Source organism: Bradyrhizobium sp. CSA112 (assembly GCF_029051645.1).
In the GTDB taxonomy this organism is placed as follows: domain Bacteria; phylum Pseudomonadota; class Alphaproteobacteria; order Rhizobiales; family Xanthobacteraceae; genus Bradyrhizobium.
The window spans coordinates 1-18,687 of sequence record NZ_JAACFS010000048.1 but is presented as its reverse complement, the minus strand read 5'-3'; the positions used below and the strand labels follow the sequence as shown (position 1 = coordinate 18,687).

The following is an 18,687-nucleotide window of genomic DNA, read 5'->3' as shown; positions in this document are numbered from 1 at the left end:
CTCTTTGCAATACTTCAGTCAGTAATAGTGCCGGCCGGTCATGTATTCGCGTAACCGTCGTGAGATCCCAGCGTCCGCTGCACGATCGCTGCTTGGATTGATTCCGGGACGATCCGCATTTGTGTGGGTCGTCGCCTTCAGCATGTCCTTGAACATACTTCTCCTTGTCGTTCCCTTCTACGCAATCGAAGTGTTCGATCGGGTCATCACTAGCGGCAGCGTTGAGACCCTCGTTGGCCTCACCATCATCGCCGCGGGCGCGCTCGTCTTCAGCGCCATGTTCGATGTTCTTCGCAGCCGGCTACTTAGCCGGTTTGCAGTCGGGTTTGAGCGCTGTGTCGCGCCTATTGTTCTCGAAAGCACCATTGTAGACGTTGCGAGGCGCGGCGACGGCAGAACGCATGATCTCGTCAGGGTTCGCGAGTTGCGGACTTTCCTTTCGAGCGGGACGGTCGCAGCGCTGATTGACGCTCCCTTCCTGCCGGCGTTCATTTTCATTCTGTTTCTTATGCACCCATGGTACGGCGTCATCGCACTGATCGGAGCGGTAATTCTGCTGGTCATGGGCATCGCCAGCCGCTGGGTCGCGCGCACGGAAGTCGCGCAGGCGTCGGAAGCCGCGCTGCGGACGCAGGCCACTCTCGACGGTATCGTCCGGCATTCCGGCCTCGTGCGGGCAATGGGTTGGACCCGAGGTGCCATTCGCGAATTCATGGATCTCAATGACCAGGCGTTGTGCCCGGTCGTCCGGGGCAGCGAGCGGGTGTCCGCGATCGCATCCGCGGCGCGCATGGTGCGAACAATTCTGCAGGTCGCCGCGATCGGCGCAGGCGCCTGGCTCGTGCTTCAGAGCGAGGTGCTGGCTGGCAGCCTGATTGCGAGTGCGATCCTGATTGCCCGTACGCTGCAGCCGATGGAAGGCCTCATCTCGGCATGGCGCGCATTGGCATCGGCACACGAGGCGTGGGTACAAGTTCAGGCGGCTGCGGCTCCGATGCTTGTTCGAGCGAGGCGTACGCTGCTGCCGTCCCCATCCGGCAGCATTGAAGTGATGCGGGTGACTTACCGGATGGCCACGGCGCAGCGCCCGATCCTCGCGGGCATCACGTTTGGATGCCTGCCCTCCAGGATCGTTGTCGTTATTGGCCCGACCGGCGCTGGAAAATCGACCTTGCTGCGCCTGATGGCGGGGCTGGAACGACCGAGCAGCGGCACGATCCGGCTGGACGATGCAGCCCTGCATGACTGGGACCCCGATCAGCTCGGCCAGTTTGTCGGCTATCTTCCTCAGGACGTGCAGCTTCTGGGCGGCACCGTGGCCGAAGCCATCGCCGGCTTTGACGAACATGCGCGGGACGAGGACATCGTTGCCGCAGCCATGCTCGCGCAGGCGCATGAGATGATCCTGTCTCTGCCAGCCGGTTACCAGACCGAAATAGGGCGCGACGGTAACAAGCTTTCCGGTGGGCAGCGCCAGCGGATCGGCCTTGCCCGGGCGTTCTTCGGCGATCGAAAATTGATCCTGCTGGATGAACCAAACGCCAATCTCGATCCGGAAGGCGAGGAAGCTTTGTGTTCCGCCATTGAGCGGGCGAAAGCGCGCGGCGCGGCGGTGGTGATTGTCACCCATCGACCCCGGCTATTGACCATCGCGGATGCAGTACTCCTTTTGAGGGATGGTGCGCAGCTCGCGTTCGGGCCACCTGCTGAAGTTCTCCGCCTGCCTGTCAATTCATCCGTGCCGAAGCCGCACGTCGTCCGGCATAATCCGGAACCGCAGAAACTGGCTGCGAGGGGACCGGTTCAATGACTGAGGGCGGTCAGCATCGCGCTGTTGCCGTTTTCCGCAAGGAGCGGCCGCGATCCGACATGCGGCGGATCATAGGATGGGGATGTGTGCTGCTCGTTCTGCAATTCTGCGGCTTCGGCGTATGGGCCACGACGATTCCGCTGCGCGGCGCGGTTGTGGCGCCAGGTGTCATAAAGGTTCATTCGAAGCGCAAGGCAGTCCAGCACCTCGAAGGGGGAATAGTGAAATCAATCCACGTCAGGGAAAACGATCACGTCCAGGCGGGTCAGCTCATAGCGCAGCTCGACACTACCCAGATCGAAGCTGCCCTGGGCTCGTTCGAGACAAAGTATTTTGCTGCTCTGGCGATGGAGGCGCGGCTGGCGGCGGAACAGGCCCTCGTGAAATCGATTGTGTTTCCCGATGAGCTGAACAGGAACGCGAGCAACGCGTCCGCGCGCATTGCCATGCAAACCCAGGCAGCCGAGTTTGCGGCGCGACTGGCCGCAATCGAGAATGAACGCAAAATGATCGACCAGCAGATGCTGCAACTGACTGACTCGATCCGCGGCCTCGAGAGCAACACCGAGGGTGTCGAGAGACAACTCAAGCTTTTGCAGGAAGAAATAGCTGACACAAGCTACCTGCTGTCAAAGGGCCTCGCTCGAAAGCCGCGCGTATTGGCCCTGAAACGGGCCGAAGCCGAGGCCAGCGGACAGATTGCCCGGAACTCGGCATCGGTCGCGGAGAAGCGGGGCAAAATGGCGGAACTCGAGGACAGGCGTCGACAACTGGGCTTCAATCAAAATCAGGAGATAGCGAAGCAGCGGCATGCGACGAGCGAGGAGATTGGGGATCTCCGACATCGAATTGCCGCTTTGCGCGATCAGCTTGACCGGTCTGAATTGCGTGCCCCCGAGAGTGGAAAGATCGTCGGCCTCAACAGCAGAGATCTCCATGCCGTGCTTGCACCACGCGAAACTCTCCTGGAAATCGTTCCGACGGAAGATCGGCTCGTCATCGAGGCAGCATTGAAGCCAATGGATCGGGAAGAGGTCTATGCCGGACAGGGCGCGCGCGTGCGTGTTCACGCGCTGAATATTCGTCGTCGGCCGATGCTCGATGGAAAGGTCGTCGCCGTAGCGGCAGACGCACTGACCGACGCCAAGAGCGGCGTCACATCTTACATGGCGGAAGTCGAGCTTGATATCAACGCGCCGACGGCCTCGTATCTTCCGTCATTGCTGCCTGGAATGCCCGTTGAGATATTTATCGAGACGGGCGAAAGAACCTTCGCGGAATATTTGATGCAGCCGATGGAACTGCGCATCAACCGCGCGTTTAAGGAGCGTTAGGACGCCGGCATCAGTCCGGCCGCATACTCTTGCGGGAGGCGCCCATGCATGAGAACAGCAAAGCACTACCTCTCAGGCATAGCGGATTTCGCTTTGATGATGCTGAGGGCGGCGAGTCTCGGAACGCCGAAGACCCTCAGATAGCGGGATCTATCGAGCAAGGTCCCAACCAGCGGGCGATGGAATATTTTGGCAAGGCTGTTGCCGAGCTTTTCGAGTGCAACAGTTGCTATGTTGCGGTCATGTCTCGCACGAGCGAGTCGGAGCTTAAAGAGGTCCGGATCGGACACGCCACAGTCGATCCGTCATGCAGCGATACCGTCGCGCGCATTGCCCGCAAGGGCGCTGGTACAGACTGCGCCCTTCTCGAACCTGTCAACGCGCGTACTACTTTTGTACGGAAATTGATTGGCCCCGAGCCAGGAATAAATAGTCATTCCGTCATCGGGAGGTTCGCCTCCCGTGACAGATCAACCGTGGTATTTGTAGCAGGATGGCGGCAGGCTGCATTGGCTCGGGCCGAAATTCCCTGTCTCGCGCGTGCGGTGCGTACGGTATGGGAGACGGCTCATTCCCTTGCGCAGCGATCGTCTGATCGACATCTGGACGCAGAAATCTGGCTGGAAAAACTGGCCTTTCCCGCCCTCGTCGTGGACGAAGGCCTGCATGTTCACGGGATCAACCATGGTGGACAAGCGCTGCTGGCAAAGGGCGAACTTCTCAAAATAGATGGCGGCAGGCTCGCGGGCAACGGACCGGTAACCGAGAGCTTGAGGGAGGCGATCCGGGAGGCGTTGGTCCCGCGACCCGGCCAGGTCTGGCTGAACACAACTGTGCCTCTCTCGACGGAGCGCCAGCAGTTTGCCTTCGCCAAGATCGGGGCCGCACCAACGCATTGGGACGCGGGCAAGGCGTTGATCGTCGTGCCGCAATTCGATGAAGCGCTGGGGGCACACCGTATTGCATCCGCGTTCGGCTTGAACTGGGCCGAAGAGAGAATCATCGCCAAGATTCTCCAATTCCAATGTCCACGCGATATCGGCGCCGACCTGCGGTTGACCGAGGCAACGGTAAGAACCTACACCAAGCGCATCATGCTCAAATTGGGAATCAACCGGCAGGCCGAGTTCTTTCTGCTTTATCATCTCACGCAATCGCCGTTCGGGGCCGGCGGGCGCGAGAAGGCCGTCTGCCCAGTGTCATCAGATTGCCGGCTGATCTGGACGGCTGGCAAGCGGCCACCGAATTGATGCGCAATCCGCCTATGATAGTCCAAGACTTTATGCGCGGCATGACTCGAGCCTTTGCCATTGCCGCGGCCTTTGGCTTTTCTTCCGAGGTGATCGCCCAGAGCATTCAATTGGGGATGCCAATCGCCTGCGAGCCCGGCCGGACCTGCTACATCCAGAACTACGTTGATGTCGATCCGTCGGCATCAACGCAAGACTACAAATGCGGCACTCTGACGTATGACGCCCATAATGGGACGGACTTTCGCTTGCCGTCACTGGCGTCGCAGAAGGCCGGCGTGGAAGTTCTTGCTGCCGCGAGTGGCCGCGTTCTTCGCACACGAGGTGACGCGCCGGACGGCGCCTTTAGCAAATCTGCGCGCGAAGCTGTTCGCGATGTCGAATGCGGCAATGGAGCTGTGATCGAACATCCGGAGCACTGGGAAACCCAATATTGCCACATGGCAAGCGGCAGCCTGATGGTGAAGCCGGGTGACCTGGTCAAGGCTGGGCAGCCGCTTGGTCGCGTCGGTCTTTCAGGAATGACCGAATATCCTCATCTGCATTTCACGGTCAGGCATAAGGGGGCGATTGTAGATCCTTTCGCGTATGGGGCTCCTGCGGACTCCTGCGGGAGCGGCGCACTGCTGTGGCATCCTGCACTCCACGCGCAACTCGCCTATCAGGAGCGGGTCGTCATAAACGCCGGCTTTGCGAACGGGCCGGTGACGATGGAACTTATCGAGGATGGAAGCGCGGGCAAGGAATTGCCCTCTGCCGGCGCGGCGGCAATTGTCGCTTTTGTTCGTGTCATCGGCCTGAAGACGGGCGACACACAACGGCTCGTCGTCAAGGACCCGACCGGGAACGTCATCGCTGAAAATCGAGCCTCACAACTGGACAAGAACAAGGCGCAATACCTGTTGTTTACCGGCAAAAGGCGTCCGGCGACGGGTTGGGAGCGGGGTACTTACAAAGCCATGTACGTTGTGGAGCGCGACGGCCGCGTCGTTCTGCAGCGCGACCTGGAATTCACCCTTTAGGCGCAACGGGTGCCGCTCTTCCGAGCATTTGGTTTGAGCTTCCAGGAATGGCCGATCGATGCCGGTCATGGCGGGATCGAGCGCGGCGCGGGATGCTGTCCTGCGTGCTCTCTATTCTCCCTCCCCGGGGCGGATTCGCCTGGCCGCCCGGAAGCCCCAAGCGCCTGATTGGTTGCCGGAACGGCCTCATCCCGCTATAGGGCGTGGAGAGGTGAAGCCATGGCCGATATGCGATTGATCGTTGCGGGGGCTGGCGGCCGGATGGGCCGCGCTCTGGTGCGCGTCATTTCCGAGACGCCCGGTGCTGTTTTGACCGGCGCATTGGAAGCGCCGGGCTCGGAACTCCTGGGCAAGGATGCCGGCGTTCTTGCCGGCCTGCCTGCCAACGGTATTGAGCTCTCCGCCGACCTCTGGAAACTGTCGGCCAATGCCGACGGCATTCTGGATTTCACCGTGCCGGCCGCTACCATCGCCAATGTCGCGATCGCCGCCGAACGCAGTCTCGTGCACATTGTCGGGACCACCGGGCTATCCATGTCCGACATGGCCGTGATCAAGAGCGTTACCTCGCGTGCGGTAGTCGTTCAGTCCGGCAATATGAGCCTCGGCATCAATCTGCTCGCCGCGCTGGTCAAGCGCGTCGCGCAGTCGCTGGACGAAAGCTTCGACATCGAAATCGTCGAAATGCATCACAAGGCCAAGATCGACGCGCCGTCGGGTACGGCCTTCCTGCTCGGTGAGGCCGCCGCTGCCGGCCGTGGCGTCGACCTGCATACCCACTCGGTGCGCGGCCGCGACGGGCACACCGGCGCGCGGCAGCCGGGCGATATCGGTTTTGCCTCGCTGCGCGGCGGCACCGTCACCGGCGATCACAGCGTGATCTTCGCCGGTGCCATGGAGCGCATCGAGCTGACCCACCGCGCCGAGGATCGGACCATGTTTGCGCAGGGCGCCGTCAAGGCCGCGCTATGGGCGCACGGCAGGAAGCCCGGCTTCTACACGATGGCCGATGTGCTGGGGCTTGCCGACTTCTAGAATCGAACAACGGAAATTCAGGAATGAGCGAACGTCTTCTTGTGCTCGTGCGTCACGGGCAGAGCGATTGGAATTTGAAGAACCTGTTCACCGGCTGGAAGGACCCAGACCTCACCGAGCAGGGTATTGCCGAAGCCAGGGAAGCCGGCCGCAAATTAAAGGCACAAGGGCTGACGTTCGATGTTGCCTTCACCTCGGACCTGACGCGCGCCCAGCATACGCTGAAGCTGATGCTCGCCGAGATTGGGCAGACCGGGCTGCCGACGACGAAGGACCTCGCGCTCAACGAACGCGACTACGGCGATCTCTCCGGCCTCAACAAGGATGACGCTCGCAAGAAATGGGGCGAGGACCAGGTGCTGATCTGGCGCCGCTCCTACGATGTGCCGCCGCCCGGCGGCGAGAGCCTGAAAGATACGCTGGCGCGCGCGCTGCCCTATTACGTGCAGGAGATTTTGCCGGGCGTGCTGCGCGGACAGCGCACCCTGGTCGCCGCCCACGGCAATTCGCTGCGCGCGCTGATCATGGTGCTGGAGAAGCTGACGCCCGAGCAGATTTTGAAGCGCGAACTCGCCACCGGCGTGCCGGTGATCTACCGGCTCAATGCGGATTCGACGGTGGCGACGAAGGTTGATCTCGCCGCGTGAGGTGTCAGACCTCATCCTGAGTGCGTAGGGTGGGCAAAGCGTAGCGTGCCCACTATGTCGCGTGTCGTCGGGATAGATGGTGGGCACGGCGCGATGCGCCTCTGCCCACCCTACAGATTCGCGATCAATGCAACCCGACCTGCCCGGCTTCCCAGCCGAGCATCGCCTGTTTCCGCGTGACACCCCAGTGATAGCCCGTCAGCGCGCCGCCCTTGCCGAGCGCGCGATGGCAGGGCACGACGAACGACACCGGGTTGCGGCCGACGGCGGCGCCAACGGCGCGTGAGGCTTTCGGGTTTTTGATCTTGTTGGCGATGTCGGAATAGCAGACCGCGCGGCCCATCGGGATCTTCAACAACGTCTCCCACACCCGCACCTCGAAATCGGTGCCGATCAGCACCACGCGGAGCGGCTGGTCGGGGCGCCACAGCCGCGTGTCGAAGATGCGCTGCGCGAGATCGGCGGTGCCATCGTGGTCCTCAACATAGGTCGCGTTCGGCCAGCGCCGCTTCATGTCGGCAAACGCCGTCGGCTCCTCGCCGGGGTCGGCGAAGGCGAGCCCCGCCAGCCCGCGGTCGCTGGCAATCACGATGGCGGTGCCGAAGGGGGAGGCGTGGAAACCGTAGCGCAGCGTCATGCCGGCGCCGCCGTTCTTCCATTCGCCCGGCGACATCGCTTCATGGGTGACGAACAGATCATGCAGCCGGCCCGGCCCTGACAGCCCTGAATCGAGCGCGGCGTCGAGCACGCTGGCGGAATCGCGCAAGAGGCCCTTGGCGTGATCCAGCGTCAGCGCCTGCATGAAGGCCTTCGGCGTCAGCCCGGCCCAGCGGCGGAACAGATGGTGCAGTTCATCCGGCGTCACGGCGGCTGCATCCGCCATCGCTTCGATGGTCGGCTGCGCGCGCCAGTGCTCGGAGATGAACGCGATAGCGCGGCGGACGGAGTCGTAATCGCGCAGCGCGGCGCTCTGGAGGCCTGGCTTGGCTAGGCGCTGGTCTTGTATGGCTGTTATCATCATGGGATCTGATTTAGGGCTCATGCGCGGTCCAAACCACCCGATTTCTGACAACTACCTACGCGACCGGATTGACCGGATTGTATGTGATGCCGCGCTTGGCGGTTTGCAGCGCTTCCAGTAAGGCTTTGGAAAAGCTTGCTTTTTCGTCTGGCCCCAGAAAATAGCCGACCGAGACGCGGCGGCCCCGGGAGACCAGATAGAGGCGCTCGATACCGAATTCGGGGTCGCCTGTCTGCTCGAGCTGCACCCAGAGCGGATTGAGCGTCCATTCCATGACGTCGCCGCGATGGCTGACCCGGCGCACGTGCAATTCCGAAGGCGTCATCACGATATCCTCGGTGGCCGCTGCGCTGCGGAAATTGATCCGGAACGCCCAATAGATCACCAGCACATCGAGGCCGAATAAGCCAAGCACCGGCCAGGCACCCATCAGCAAAAATGCGATGCCGGCGACAAAGCTCACCACGCTGATAAATGTCATCAGCACCAGAAAGCCGGTTCGATTGAGCGAGCGGTGCGGCGTCACCCGCGCCGAAAACAGCGTCGGCGGGTCAAGCACCGGATCAAAGTCGTTGCTTGCTGTCATCGCGTATCAGTATATCCCGATCATGGCCAAAATCACCCGCTCTCTCAGCGCCAAAAAGCCCAGCGTTCCATCCGTGCCGAAGAAACCGGCAAAGAAGGCCGCCAAGAAAGCCGCCAGGAAAGCCGCCAAGGCGCCGCCCAAGCCCGGGAAGAAATCCGCAAAGCCAAGGCCGTGGACACCGGCCGAGATCCACGAGGCGTTCAGCCGTTTTCGCAAGGCCAATCCCGAGCCGAAGGGCGAGCTCGAACATCTCAACCCCTATACGCTGCTGGTCGCCGTGGTGCTGTCGGCGCAGGCAACGGATGCCGGCGTCAACAAGGCGACGCGCACGCTGTTTGCGGTCGCGGATACGCCGGAGAAGATGCTGGCGCTCGGCGAGGAAAAAGTGCGCGAGTACATCAAGACCGTCGGGCTTTATCGCAACAAAGCCAAAAACGTCATCGCGCTGTCGGAAAAACTGATCGCTGAATTCGGCGGCGAGGTGCCGCGGACGCGCGCTGAAATCGAGACGTTGCCGGGCGCCGGACGCAAGACCGCCAATGTCGTGCTCAACATGGCCTATGGCGAGCACACGATGGCGGTGGACACCCACGTGTTCCGCGTCGGCAACCGCACGGGGCTGGCGCCCGGCAACACACCGCTCGAGGTCGAGCTGGGGCTGGAAAAGGTGATCCCGCCGGAATTTATGCTGCACGCCCATCACTGGCTGATCTTGCATGGGCGTTACACCTGCCTGGCGCGCAAACCGCGCTGCGAGGTGTGCCTGATCAACGATCTCTGCCGTTGGCCGGAAAAGACGGTGTGAGGGATTCATGTCATTCCGGGGCGACGCGAAGCGTCGAACCCGGAATATCGAGATTCCGGGTCTGGTCCTGCGGACCATCCCGGAATGACGACGCAATCAAACCACCGGCATTCCCGTCTTCCGCGCCGGCTCAATCAGCTCCGGCCTCGGGCCGGAGAGGCGCTTGTGCATGTGGACCATGAAGGCCATGCCGAACAAGGGCGTCGCCAGATTGACGATCGGGATCGACACGAAGGCCGCGATGAACAGGCCGGCGGTGAACACGGTCGCCGCATTGTCCTTGCGCATCGCCTTGGCTTCCGTGGGCGGGCGGAAGCGCATCGCCGCCAGCTCAAAGTATTCGCGGCCGAGCAGCCAGGCGGTGGCGATGAAGAAAATCAGAAAGCCGGCGCCCGCGAATAGCACGAAGGGCAGCGCGATCAGGTAGACCAGGATCGTCAAGAGCGCCGTCTTGATGCCTTCGGGGATGGCGACGCCGAGCGGCAGCGCGTCGCCGGGACGCTCCGCCGGATAATGCTCGCGCTCGACATGTTCGGCGACGTCGTCGACGAACACGCTCGCCACCAGCGAGGTGACTGCCGGCATCAGGAAGATGCCGCCGAGTACGACGCCAAGCCCGGCCGCGATTGAGATGATCCAGGAAAGGATGTTGAGCGTGGTGTGGAAGCCCGGCCCGAGCATCGCCTCGGCCCAGACCTCGCCGTATTCCGCGAACCAGCTCAACGCACGCTGCAATCCGATTGCCAGCACCGTAATCAGCACCAGCGCCAAGGCGATCGAGCGCCACAGGATGGTGCGCATCGGCGGCGACAGGATCTGCGAAAGCGCCTTGACGGCGGCGTCCAACATGGCGGTTCAACCTCTTCCCAAGAAAACCCTCGCGAGAGGTAGATATGTGTGAGCCCTTCGGCAAGGGCCAGCTCCGTCCGGACACTGCAGGTGGCGGCGGGCGTTATGCGGCAGCGAATGCAGCGTCTGACAGATTGTGCCTTCCCAAAGGCCGCCGAAGGCCTAGGCTGGACGCCAAAAGATTGCACGGGAGAGAGATCCGCGATGACAGGGACGGGACTGCCGCTTGACGGCGTGAGGGTCGTCGAGATGACCCATATGGTGATGGGCCCGACCTGCGGCATGATCCTCGCGCAGTTGGGCGCCGAGGTCATCAAGGTCGAGCCGCCGGTCGGCGACAAGACGCGTTCGCTCGGCGGCATGGGAACCTCGTTCTTCCCACTGTTCAACCGGGGCAAGCGCAGCGTCGTGCTCGATTTCACGCATGCCGAGGATCGGGAGACCATGCACCGGCTGCTTGAAAGCGCCGACGTGTTCCTGGAGAATTTTCGCGACGGTCAGCTCGAAAAGCAGGGCCTCGGCGCCGAGGAATTGCGCCGCAAACATCCGCATCTGATCGTTGCCGGCCACAAGGGCTTTCTGTCCGGTCCCTACGAGCATCGGCCGGCGCTCGACGAGGTCGTCCAGATGATGTCCGGGCTCGCCGCCATGACCGGGACGCGCGACAGGCCGCAACGCGTCGGCTCTTCCGCCAACGACATCATGGGCGGCATGTTCGGCGCGATCGCAATCCTCGCCGCGCTTTACGAGAAGCGCGGCGGCAAGAAGGCCGGCGCCGATATCCGCATCGGGCTGTTCGAGAACTGCCTGTTTCTGGTCGCGCAGCACATGGTCGAGTATGAAATGACCGGCAGGAAGCCGCGCTCGATGCCGGAGCGCGAACATGCCTGGCCGATCTACGACATTTTCGACACGGCTGAAGGCGAGCGTATCTTCATCGGCGTCGTCACCGAGGGCCATTGGTGGAGTTTTTGCCGCGAGTTCGCTCTGCAGGAATTTGCCGACGATCCGAGCTTGCGCAACACCACGGACCGGATTCTGGCGCGCGGGAGAATCATTCCGCGTGTCGTCGAAGTGATCAAGGGTTGGAAGATCGCCGATCTATCTGCAAGGCTCGACGCGCTGAACATCGCCTATTCGCCGATCAATCGCCCGGAGGATCTGCTGCACGATCCGCATGTGCTGCGTCCCGGTGGGCTGGTGCAGAATTTCAACGCCGACGGCGCGCCGTTCCGCGTCCCGGCGTTGCCGGTGGAGTGGAACGGCGGCAATATCGGCGAGGGGCTGAAGGTGCCGGTGCTTGGCGCCGATACTGAAGCTGTTCGCGCCGAACTCGCAAACAAAACGCCGTCTTCCAAAAATAACGCCGCATGAGGCTGCCATGACCCGCGTTCAGGAACTCTATCCCGACAACAAAATCATTCTGCGCGAGGTCGGCCTGCGCGACGGCCTGCAGCTCGTGAAGACATTTCCGTCGACCGAAGCGAAGCAGCGCTGGATCCGTGACGAATATGCCGCGGGCGTGCGCCACTTCGAGGTCGGCTCGTTCCTGCCGGCAAAGACGTTCCCGCAGTTCGCCGACGTGCGCGATATCATCGCGACCGTGGCGTCGTTGCCGGGCGCCTGCGGCATTGCGCTGACGCTGAATGAGCGCGGCGCAAACGAGGCGCTGGCGTCCGGCGTTGCCGAGGTGGCGACGGTGGTTTCGGCAACCGAGGAGCACAGCCAGGCCAATGCCAACCGCTCTCGCGAGTCGGCCATCGCTAATGTCAGGCGGCTCTGCGAGCTGCGCGACGCCAGCGCGCACAAGCCAGTGGTGAACTCGGCGATCTCGATGGCGCTGGGCTGCTCGATCGTGGGGCCAGTCGATCCGATGGAAGTACTGCGGCTGACGGAAAAACTGTTCGAGGCCGGCGTCGACATGGTCGCGATCGCCGACACGGTCGGTTATGCCGGGCCGAGACAGGTCGGCGAACTGGTCGCGGCCGCAGTGAGGATCGCGGGCACAAAGCCGGTCTGCATCCACCTGCACGATACAAGAGGGATGGGCATCGCCAACGCTTCCGCCGCGCTCGACGCCGGCGCGCGCGTGCTGGATGGATCGCTTGGCGGCCTAGGCGGCTGCCCGTTCGCGCCCGGCGCGACGGGGAACGTCGTGTTCGAAGACCTCGTGTTCCTTTGCGAGAGTAAGGATTTCAAGACCGGCATCGACATCGAGAAGCTGATCGCGGTGCGCGGGATCCTGCAATCGGAAATGCCCGGTGAGGCGCTGTACGGCGGTCTGGCGCGCGCCGGATTGCCGCGCGGCACAGCGGCGAAGGCGGCGTGATGGGCGTCTACTGAGTCAGCTCGGGAAGTATGTTCCCTCCCCCCTTGCGGGGGAGGGCTAGGGAGAGGGGTGGCGGCATCGGCGGTGCGCGTTGTTCAACTGGAATCATGCCGGCCTAAACTGTCGGTAGTCTCTCCGGTCCGCGCCCGAGGCTTACCCTCTCCCCAGCCCTCCCCCGCAAGGGGGGAGGGAGCGCACTGCCCGTGCGGTGAGAGTGTCGCCCTTCTCTGTCGAAGCCTCGTATTACAGCCGCGTTATCCGCAGCCGCAGTGCGTTGCCGACGACGCTGACCGAGGACAGCGCCATCGCTGCGGCCGCAATGATCGGCGACAGCAATAGCCCGAAAGCGGGATAGAGGATGCCTGCGGCGATCGGGATGCCGGCGGCGTTGTAGACGAAGGCGAAGAACAGGTTCTGCCGGATATTGCTCATGGTCGCCTGCGAGAGGCGGCGCGCACGAACGATGCCGACGAGATCGCCCTTCAACAGCGTGACGCCTGCGCTTTCCATCGCAACGTCGGTGCCTGTGCCCATGGCGATACCGACTTCGGCGGCGGCGAGCGCCGGCGCGTCGTTGACGCCGTCGCCGGCCATCGCGACAATCTTTCCGGCTTTCTGCAGCTTTGCCACCACCGCACTCTTTTGATCGGGCAGCACCTCCGCCTCGACGTCGGCAATACCAAGTCTCTTCGCGACGGCGTTCGCCGTAGTCCTGTTGTCGCCGGTCAGCATGATGACCTTGATGCCTTCCGCCGCCAGCGCCTTCAACGCGTCTGGCGTTGACGCCTTCACTGGGTCGGCGATGGCGAACAGGCCTGCCAGCTTGCCGTCAACGGCCATGTTGATCACGGTCGCGCCGTCGCCGCGCAGATGCTCGCCCTGTTCGTCGAGCGAACCGGTTTCGATGCCGAGCGACTGCAGGAAGTTGGCATTGCCGAGCACGATAGACTTGCCGTCGACCTTGCCGGTGGCGCCCTTGCCGGTTGGCGAGTCGAATTCTTCCACCGTGCCGAGATCGAGATTTCGTTCCCTGGCGGAGCGCACGATGGCGTCGGCCAGCGGATGTTCGCTGGAGCGTTCGACGCTGGCCGCCAGCCGCAGAATTTCCGCTTCCTCAAATCCTGCGCCAGGCACAATCGCGACCACCTTCGGCTTGCCCTCGGTCAACGTACCAGTTTTGTCGACCACCAGCGTGTCGACCTTCTCCATGCGCTCCAGCGCTTCGGCGTTCTTGATCAGCACCCCGGCCTGCGCGCCGCGCCCGACCCCGACCATGATCGACATCGGCGTGGCGAGGCCGAGCGCACAGGGACAGGCGATGATGAGCACGCTGACGGCGGTGACCAGGCCGAACGCCATGCGCGGCTCCGGTCCGAACCAGGCCCAGGCGCCGAACGCGATCAGCGCTACGACGATGACAACGGGCACGAACCAACCGGAAACCTGATCGGCCAGCCGCTGGATCGGCGCGCGGGAGCGCTGTGCATCCGCCACCATCTTCACGATCTGGGAAAGCAGCGTGTCGCGTCCGACCTTCTCGGCGCGCATCACGAACCCGCCGGACTGGTTGAGCGTGCCTGATATGACCTTGCTGCCCGGCTCCTTGGTGACGGGCATGGACTCGCCTGTTACCAGCGACTCGTCGAGCGAGGACCGGCCGTCAAGGATGACGCCGTCTACCGGCACCTTCTCGCCCGGCCGGACGCGCAACTTGTCGCCGACCGCAAGCGTATCGATCTCTACCTCGTGATCAGCGCCGTCGTCACCGATCCGGCGCGCGGTCTTCGGCGCGAGCTGGAGCAGCGCCTTGATCGCGCCTGATGTCGCTTCGCGGGCGCGCAGCTCAAGCACCTGGCCGAGCAGCACGAGCACGGTAATGACCGCAGCCGCTTCGAAGTAGACCGCGACTGCGCCGCCATGACCGCGGAAGGTGGCCGGGAAAATGCCGGGCACGACCGTGCCGACGACGCTGTAGATATAGGCCACGCCAGTGCCCATCGCGATCAGCGTAAACATGTTGAGATTGCGCGTCAGCAGCGATTGCCAGCCGCGCACGAAGAACGGCCAGCCGGCCCACAGCACGACGGGTGTCGCAAACGCGAATTGAATCCAGTTCGACAGCGTCTGATCAACCCAGCCGTGGCCGCCGACGAGATGGCCGCCCATTTCGAGCACGACTGCAGGCAGCGCGAGCACGAGGCCGATCCAGAAGCGGCGCGTCATGTCGGCGAGTTCCGGATTCGGCGGCGCATCCAGGCTCGCGACCTCCGGCTCCAGCGCCATGCCGCAGATCGGGCAGCTTCCGGGGCCGACCTGGCGGATCTCCGGATGCATCGGGCAGGTGTAGATCGTGCCTTCCGGCACGTTGGCCTTCGGCCGGCTGTCCCTTTCGAGATAGGCGACGGGGTCGGCGGCGAATTTGGTGCGGCAGCCGGCTGAGCAGAAATGGAAGGTCTCGCCCCGGTAATCGAAGCGGTGCTTGCTGGTCGCGGGGTTCACGGTCATCCCGCAGACGGGGTCGCGCACGGCCGCGGCATTGTGGGCGTGATCGTGATGGCTATGGCGGTCGTGGCCATGGCCGCCACAGCAGCCGCTCTTCGACGCGCCGTTTTGGTCGGCGCTTTCGTTCTTGTGCATCATTCGCTCCGGCACTTGAAACCTATACCCTGTAGGGGTATATAGGCCTCATGCGAAAAGACATCAAGGCATCCTGTCAGAAACGTCTCAGCCGGATCGAGGGTCAGGTCCGCGGCCTCTCCAAGATGGTGGAAGAGGACCGCTACTGCATCGACATCGTCACGCAGATTTCCGCCGTGCGCGCAGCGCTGCGCCGTGTCGAGGAGGAAGTGCTGCGGGATCACGTGGCGCATTGCGTCGAGCATGCGATCACCAGCGGCAACAAGGCCGATCAGCGCGAAAAGATCGCGGAGCTAATGGCCGTGATCGGCCGTTCCGACAGGTAGCGCGTACTCGCAGCCCGGATTTCGCTCCGCTTCATCCGGGCTACAGCCCTACGCGTTCTTGCCTCGACGCTAGTCGTGACGGCCGTGCTTGCGCGCCTTCGGCTTCTTGTCGGATCCCGTCGGGATCATCACGACGCGGCCGTAGCGCACGCCGCGCTCGGCGATGATGTGATCGGCAAAATGCCGGACTTCGCCGCTGGCGCCCTTCAACGCCGTCACCTCCATGCAACTGTCGTCGTCGAGATGCACATGCAGCGTCGCCAGCGACAGATCGTGATGACCGTGGAAATTCTGCACCAGCCGCTTCGACAGGTCGCGCGCGGCGTGGTCGTAGACATAGACGAGGGCGGCGACGCATTGGCCTGAAGGGGCGTCCTCGGCGCTCTGCTGCAGGCCGGCGCGGGCGAGATCGCGGATGATCTCGGAGCGGTTCTGATAGCCGCGGGCTTGTGCCGCCGCGTCGATCTCGGCGAGCAGATCGTCTTCGATGGTGATGGTGATCCGTTGCATGGAAATTCCATTGGCGTGCTGCAGTATGATATTTTTATTGTAACGTCATACTGCGCTTGCTAGCGTGAGGCGCCGGGTTAAGTCGAACTGATACGATCGTGCGCCGACTGTACCAGTTATGATGCGGGGGCATGGGCGTTGTGTAGGGCCGTTTGGTGGGTATTTTCCGCCACCGCATCACTGCTTGTCATGGCGCCACCGGCAGACGCGCAGAGTGTCGCGGCAGTCACGCCCGGCCAGCTTCCCGCCGTGACGGTGAACTCTCCCGAAGTGCGGCCAAACAGGCGCACCAAGCCACCACGCCGTGAACAGAACGCGCGAAATCCATCCGCGGTTCAGGCGAGCGCACCTGTCCCGCCGCAGGTCAGCGGCGGCGTGACGTCGGCGTCCGCGACTGCAGGGCCGGCATATCTTCAGCCCACCGCGGCCAGCGCCATGACCATCAGTGGCGCGGAAGTGAACGCCCTGCCTTTCTCGCGCGCCGGCGAAGCGCTGGAGGCGGTACCAGGGCTGATCGTGACCCAGCATTCCGGCGAGGGCAAAGCCAACCAGTATTTTCTCCGCGGCTTCAATCTCGATCACGGCACTGACCTGGCCATCAGCGTCGACGGTATGCCGGTCAACATGCCGACCCATGGCCACGGGCAGGGCTATGCCGATATCAATTTCCTGATTCCGGAGCTGGTACAGTCGGTCAATGTCCGCAAAGGGCCGTACTTTGCCGACCAGGGCGATTTCGCTTCCGCAGGCGCCGTTGCCATCGACTATGTCAACCGGCTGCCGAAGAACACCGCCGAGCTGACGTTCGGCAGCTTCGGCTACCGTCGCGCGCTGGCGGCGGCATCGAAATCTGTCGGCGTGGGCACATTGCTCACCGCTTTCGAGGGCGTTGGATATAGCGGGCCTTGGGACGCGCCTGACAATGTGCGCAAGCTCAACGGCGTGCTGCGCTACAGCCAGGGCACCGCCACCGATGGATACACGCTGGCGGCGATGGCCTATTCCAACGGCTGGAATTCGACCGACCAGGTGGCGCAGCGCGCGATCGACCAGGGCGTGATCGGCCGGTTCGGCACACTCGATCCGACGGATGGCGGGGTCTCGAGCCGGTTCTCGCTGTCGAGCAATTGGGCGCAATCGAGCGAATACGGACAGAGCAAGATCAGCGCCTATGCCATTAACTCGTCGCTGCGGCTCTATAACAATTTCACCTACTTTCTCGACGATCCCGTTAGCGGCGATCAGTTCAGCCAGATGGACCGGCGCACCGTCTATGGGCTCAATGCCAGCCACGCCCTCGATATGCGTGTCGCCGGCGTCGAGACGCAGACCCGCGTTGGATTGCAGACGCGAGGCGACGATATCCGTGTCGGCCTGCTTAAGACGTTCCGGCGTGAGACGCTCTCCACGGTTCGCGAAGACAGCGTCAGTGAAGGCAATGTCGGCCTGTGGGCCGACACGACGGCACGATGGACCGACTGGCTGCGTACCACGGTCGGCGTCCGCGAAGATTACTTTGCCGGCCGCGTCATCAGCGACACGCCGGAGAATTCCGGCAATGCGCAGGCGTCGATGACAAGCCCCAGGGCCGGTATCGTGCTGGGGCCGTGGTATCGGACCGAACTCTACGGCAATGCCGGCTACGGCCTGCACTCCAACGATATCAGAGGCGTGACCATCACGGTCGATCCGATCGACAAGGTGGCGCCGCAGGATCGTGTGCCTCTGCTGGTACGCTCGAAAGGCGCCGACCTCGGCATCCGCACCAAGGCGGTCGAAGGCCTCACCAGTTCGTTCGCGGTATTCGTGCTCGACTTCGATTCGGAGCTGCTGTTCGTCGGCGACGCCGGTACCACCGAGCCGAGCCGCCCCAGCCAGCGCGTCGGCGTGGAATGGACCAACCAGTATCAACTGCTACCATGGATGCGGCTCGATCTGGATGTCGCCTACACCCGTGCCCGCTTCACCGACCTTGATCCTGCGGGCAACTTCATCCCGGGCGCGCCCGCATGGGTGGCGGCAGGCGGCATGACGTTTGGTGGCGACAGCGGTTGGTTCGGCGCGCTGCGGGCGCGCTATTTCGGGCCGCGCCCCCTGATCGAGGACGACAGCGCTCGTTCGCAAGCGTCGCTGATCTTCAATGCGCGCGCGGGCTACAAATTCGACAACGGCCTGCGGCTGCAGCTCGACGTGCTCAATCTCTTCAACGCGCGAACCAACCAGATCGAGTATTATTATCTGTCGCGGCTGCCGGGCGAGCCGATCGGCGGTGTAGCGGACCGGCATGTGCATCCGGCAGAACCGCTGGCGGTGCGGCTAACTCTGGCGGGGAGGTTTTAGCGGAGCGATAGGGCACGCTTTCGCTTCGCCGCTTCTCCCATCTGTCAGACCTCATCCTGAGAGTCTGACTCAAAATAAGTCATTGGCATCTCAGGTTCTAGCCAGGCGGCGGGAGAGCAGGCGGATGCTTGCGATCAGGATCCAGGCTTCCGCGCTGGCGATGGTTGCCTCGAAGTCTTTGGCCAG

General features: G+C 63.0%; 16 protein-coding genes and 1 pseudogene. 11 read left to right on the top strand and 6 right to left on the bottom strand.

Annotated features, from left to right (window positions below; all coding sequences use genetic code 11):
• Nucleotides 1–40: 40 nt before the first annotated feature.
• The 6 genes from GWE18_RS38355 to GWE18_RS38330 all read left to right on the top strand — a co-directional run bounded on the left by GWE18_RS38355 (nt 41) and on the right by GWE18_RS38330 (nt 7,098).
• Nucleotides 41–1,810 (top strand): type I secretion system permease/ATPase, encoded by a 1,770-nt coding sequence (locus GWE18_RS38355; RefSeq protein WP_275190767.1) that lies wholly within the window; start codon nt 41–43, stop codon nt 1,808–1,810.
• Entirely contained in the window at nt 1,807–3,144 is a 1,338-nt protein-coding gene (locus GWE18_RS38350; protein WP_275190766.1) for an HlyD family type I secretion periplasmic adaptor subunit, read from the top strand. The genes GWE18_RS38355 and GWE18_RS38350 overlap by 4 nt, the downstream gene beginning before the upstream one ends.
• 44 nt (nt 3,145–3,188) lie before the next feature.
• On the top strand, nt 3,189–4,394 hold the full coding sequence (locus GWE18_RS38345; RefSeq protein ID WP_275190765.1) for a helix-turn-helix transcriptional regulator: 1,206 nt from the start codon (nt 3,189–3,191) through the stop codon (nt 4,392–4,394).
• The gene (locus tag GWE18_RS38340) at nt 4,352–5,416 is read left to right on the top strand and encodes a M23 family metallopeptidase (protein WP_342804333.1); all 1,065 of its coding nucleotides are present in this window, start codon (nt 4,352–4,354) and stop codon (nt 5,414–5,416) included. The genes GWE18_RS38345 and GWE18_RS38340 overlap by 43 nt, the downstream gene beginning before the upstream one ends.
• Nucleotides 5,417–5,635: 219 nt before the next feature.
• Nucleotides 5,636–6,451, top strand: coding sequence for a 4-hydroxy-tetrahydrodipicolinate reductase (gene dapB / locus GWE18_RS38335; RefSeq protein WP_275190764.1), 816 nt, complete (start codon nt 5,636–5,638; stop codon nt 6,449–6,451).
• A 23-nt stretch (nt 6,452–6,474) separates the two neighbouring features.
• Nucleotides 6,475–7,098: a 2,3-bisphosphoglycerate-dependent phosphoglycerate mutase gene (locus GWE18_RS38330; RefSeq protein ID WP_275190763.1), complete on the top strand. Its 624-nt coding sequence runs from the start codon at nt 6,475–6,477 to the stop codon at nt 7,096–7,098.
• 124 nt (nt 7,099–7,222) lie between these two features.
• Here GWE18_RS38330 and GWE18_RS38325 read toward each other — a convergent pair whose 3' ends face one another.
• Both GWE18_RS38325 and GWE18_RS38320 read right to left on the bottom strand, forming a co-directional pair.
• Nucleotides 7,223–8,119 (bottom strand): bifunctional helix-turn-helix domain-containing protein/methylated-DNA--[protein]-cysteine S-methyltransferase, encoded by an 897-nt coding sequence (locus GWE18_RS38325; RefSeq protein ID WP_275190794.1) that lies wholly within the window; start codon nt 8,117–8,119, stop codon nt 7,223–7,225.
• Nucleotides 8,120–8,174: 55 nt separating this feature from the next.
• On the bottom strand, nt 8,175–8,705 hold the full coding sequence (locus tag GWE18_RS38320) for a DUF2244 domain-containing protein (protein ID WP_275190762.1): 531 nt from the start codon (nt 8,703–8,705) through the stop codon (nt 8,175–8,177).
• A 22-nt stretch (nt 8,706–8,727) separates the two neighbouring features.
• Between GWE18_RS38320 and nth the strand changes: the two genes are divergently transcribed.
• Nucleotides 8,728–9,510 carry an endonuclease III gene (gene nth, locus GWE18_RS38315; RefSeq protein ID WP_275190793.1) on the top strand — a complete coding sequence of 261 codons (783 nt, stop codon included), beginning with the start codon at nt 8,728–8,730 and terminating at the stop codon, nt 9,508–9,510.
• A 96-nt stretch (nt 9,511–9,606) separates the two neighbouring features.
• On the opposite strand, the gene GWE18_RS38310 is transcribed toward nth, so the two are convergent.
• On the bottom strand, nt 9,607–10,359 hold the full coding sequence (locus GWE18_RS38310; protein ID WP_275190761.1) for a sulfate transporter family protein: 753 nt from the start codon (nt 10,357–10,359) through the stop codon (nt 9,607–9,609).
• 204 nt (nt 10,360–10,563) lie between these two features.
• Between GWE18_RS38310 and GWE18_RS38305 the strand changes: the two genes are divergently transcribed.
• Entirely contained in the window at nt 10,564–11,733 is a 1,170-nt protein-coding gene (locus GWE18_RS38305) for a CoA transferase (protein WP_275190760.1), read from the top strand.
• A 7-nt stretch (nt 11,734–11,740) separates the two neighbouring features.
• Nucleotides 11,741–12,688: a hydroxymethylglutaryl-CoA lyase gene (locus GWE18_RS38300; protein ID WP_275190759.1), complete on the top strand. Its 948-nt coding sequence runs from the start codon at nt 11,741–11,743 to the stop codon at nt 12,686–12,688.
• A 243-nt stretch (nt 12,689–12,931) separates the two neighbouring features.
• Here GWE18_RS38300 and GWE18_RS38295 read toward each other — a convergent pair whose 3' ends face one another.
• Nucleotides 12,932–15,325, bottom strand: a complete 2,394-nt coding sequence (locus tag GWE18_RS38295; protein ID WP_275190758.1) for a heavy metal translocating P-type ATPase — start codon at nt 15,323–15,325, stop codon at nt 12,932–12,934.
• A gap of 50 nt (nt 15,326–15,375) precedes the next feature.
• Here GWE18_RS38295 and GWE18_RS38290 point away from each other — a divergent pair, with 50 nt between their 5' ends.
• On the top strand, nt 15,376–15,651 hold the full coding sequence (locus GWE18_RS38290; protein WP_275190757.1) for a metal-sensitive transcriptional regulator: 276 nt from the start codon (nt 15,376–15,378) through the stop codon (nt 15,649–15,651).
• 69 nt (nt 15,652–15,720) lie between these two features.
• Here the strand turns inward: GWE18_RS38290 and nikR are convergent, their stop codons facing one another.
• A complete protein-coding gene (gene nikR / locus GWE18_RS38285; protein ID WP_275190756.1) occupies nt 15,721–16,161 on the bottom strand; it encodes a nickel-responsive transcriptional regulator NikR in 441 nt (146 codons plus the stop codon).
• A gap of 189 nt (nt 16,162–16,350) precedes the next feature.
• Here nikR and GWE18_RS38280 point away from each other — a divergent pair, with 189 nt between their 5' ends.
• Nucleotides 16,351–18,501, top strand: coding sequence for a TonB-dependent receptor (locus tag GWE18_RS38280; RefSeq protein WP_275190755.1), 2,151 nt, complete (start codon nt 16,351–16,353; stop codon nt 18,499–18,501).
• Between the two features lie 90 nt (nt 18,502–18,591).
• On the opposite strand, the pseudogene GWE18_RS38275 reads toward GWE18_RS38280, so the two are convergent.
• Nucleotides 18,592–18,687, bottom strand: a pseudogene (locus GWE18_RS38275) (IS5/IS1182 family transposase); the annotation flags it as partial.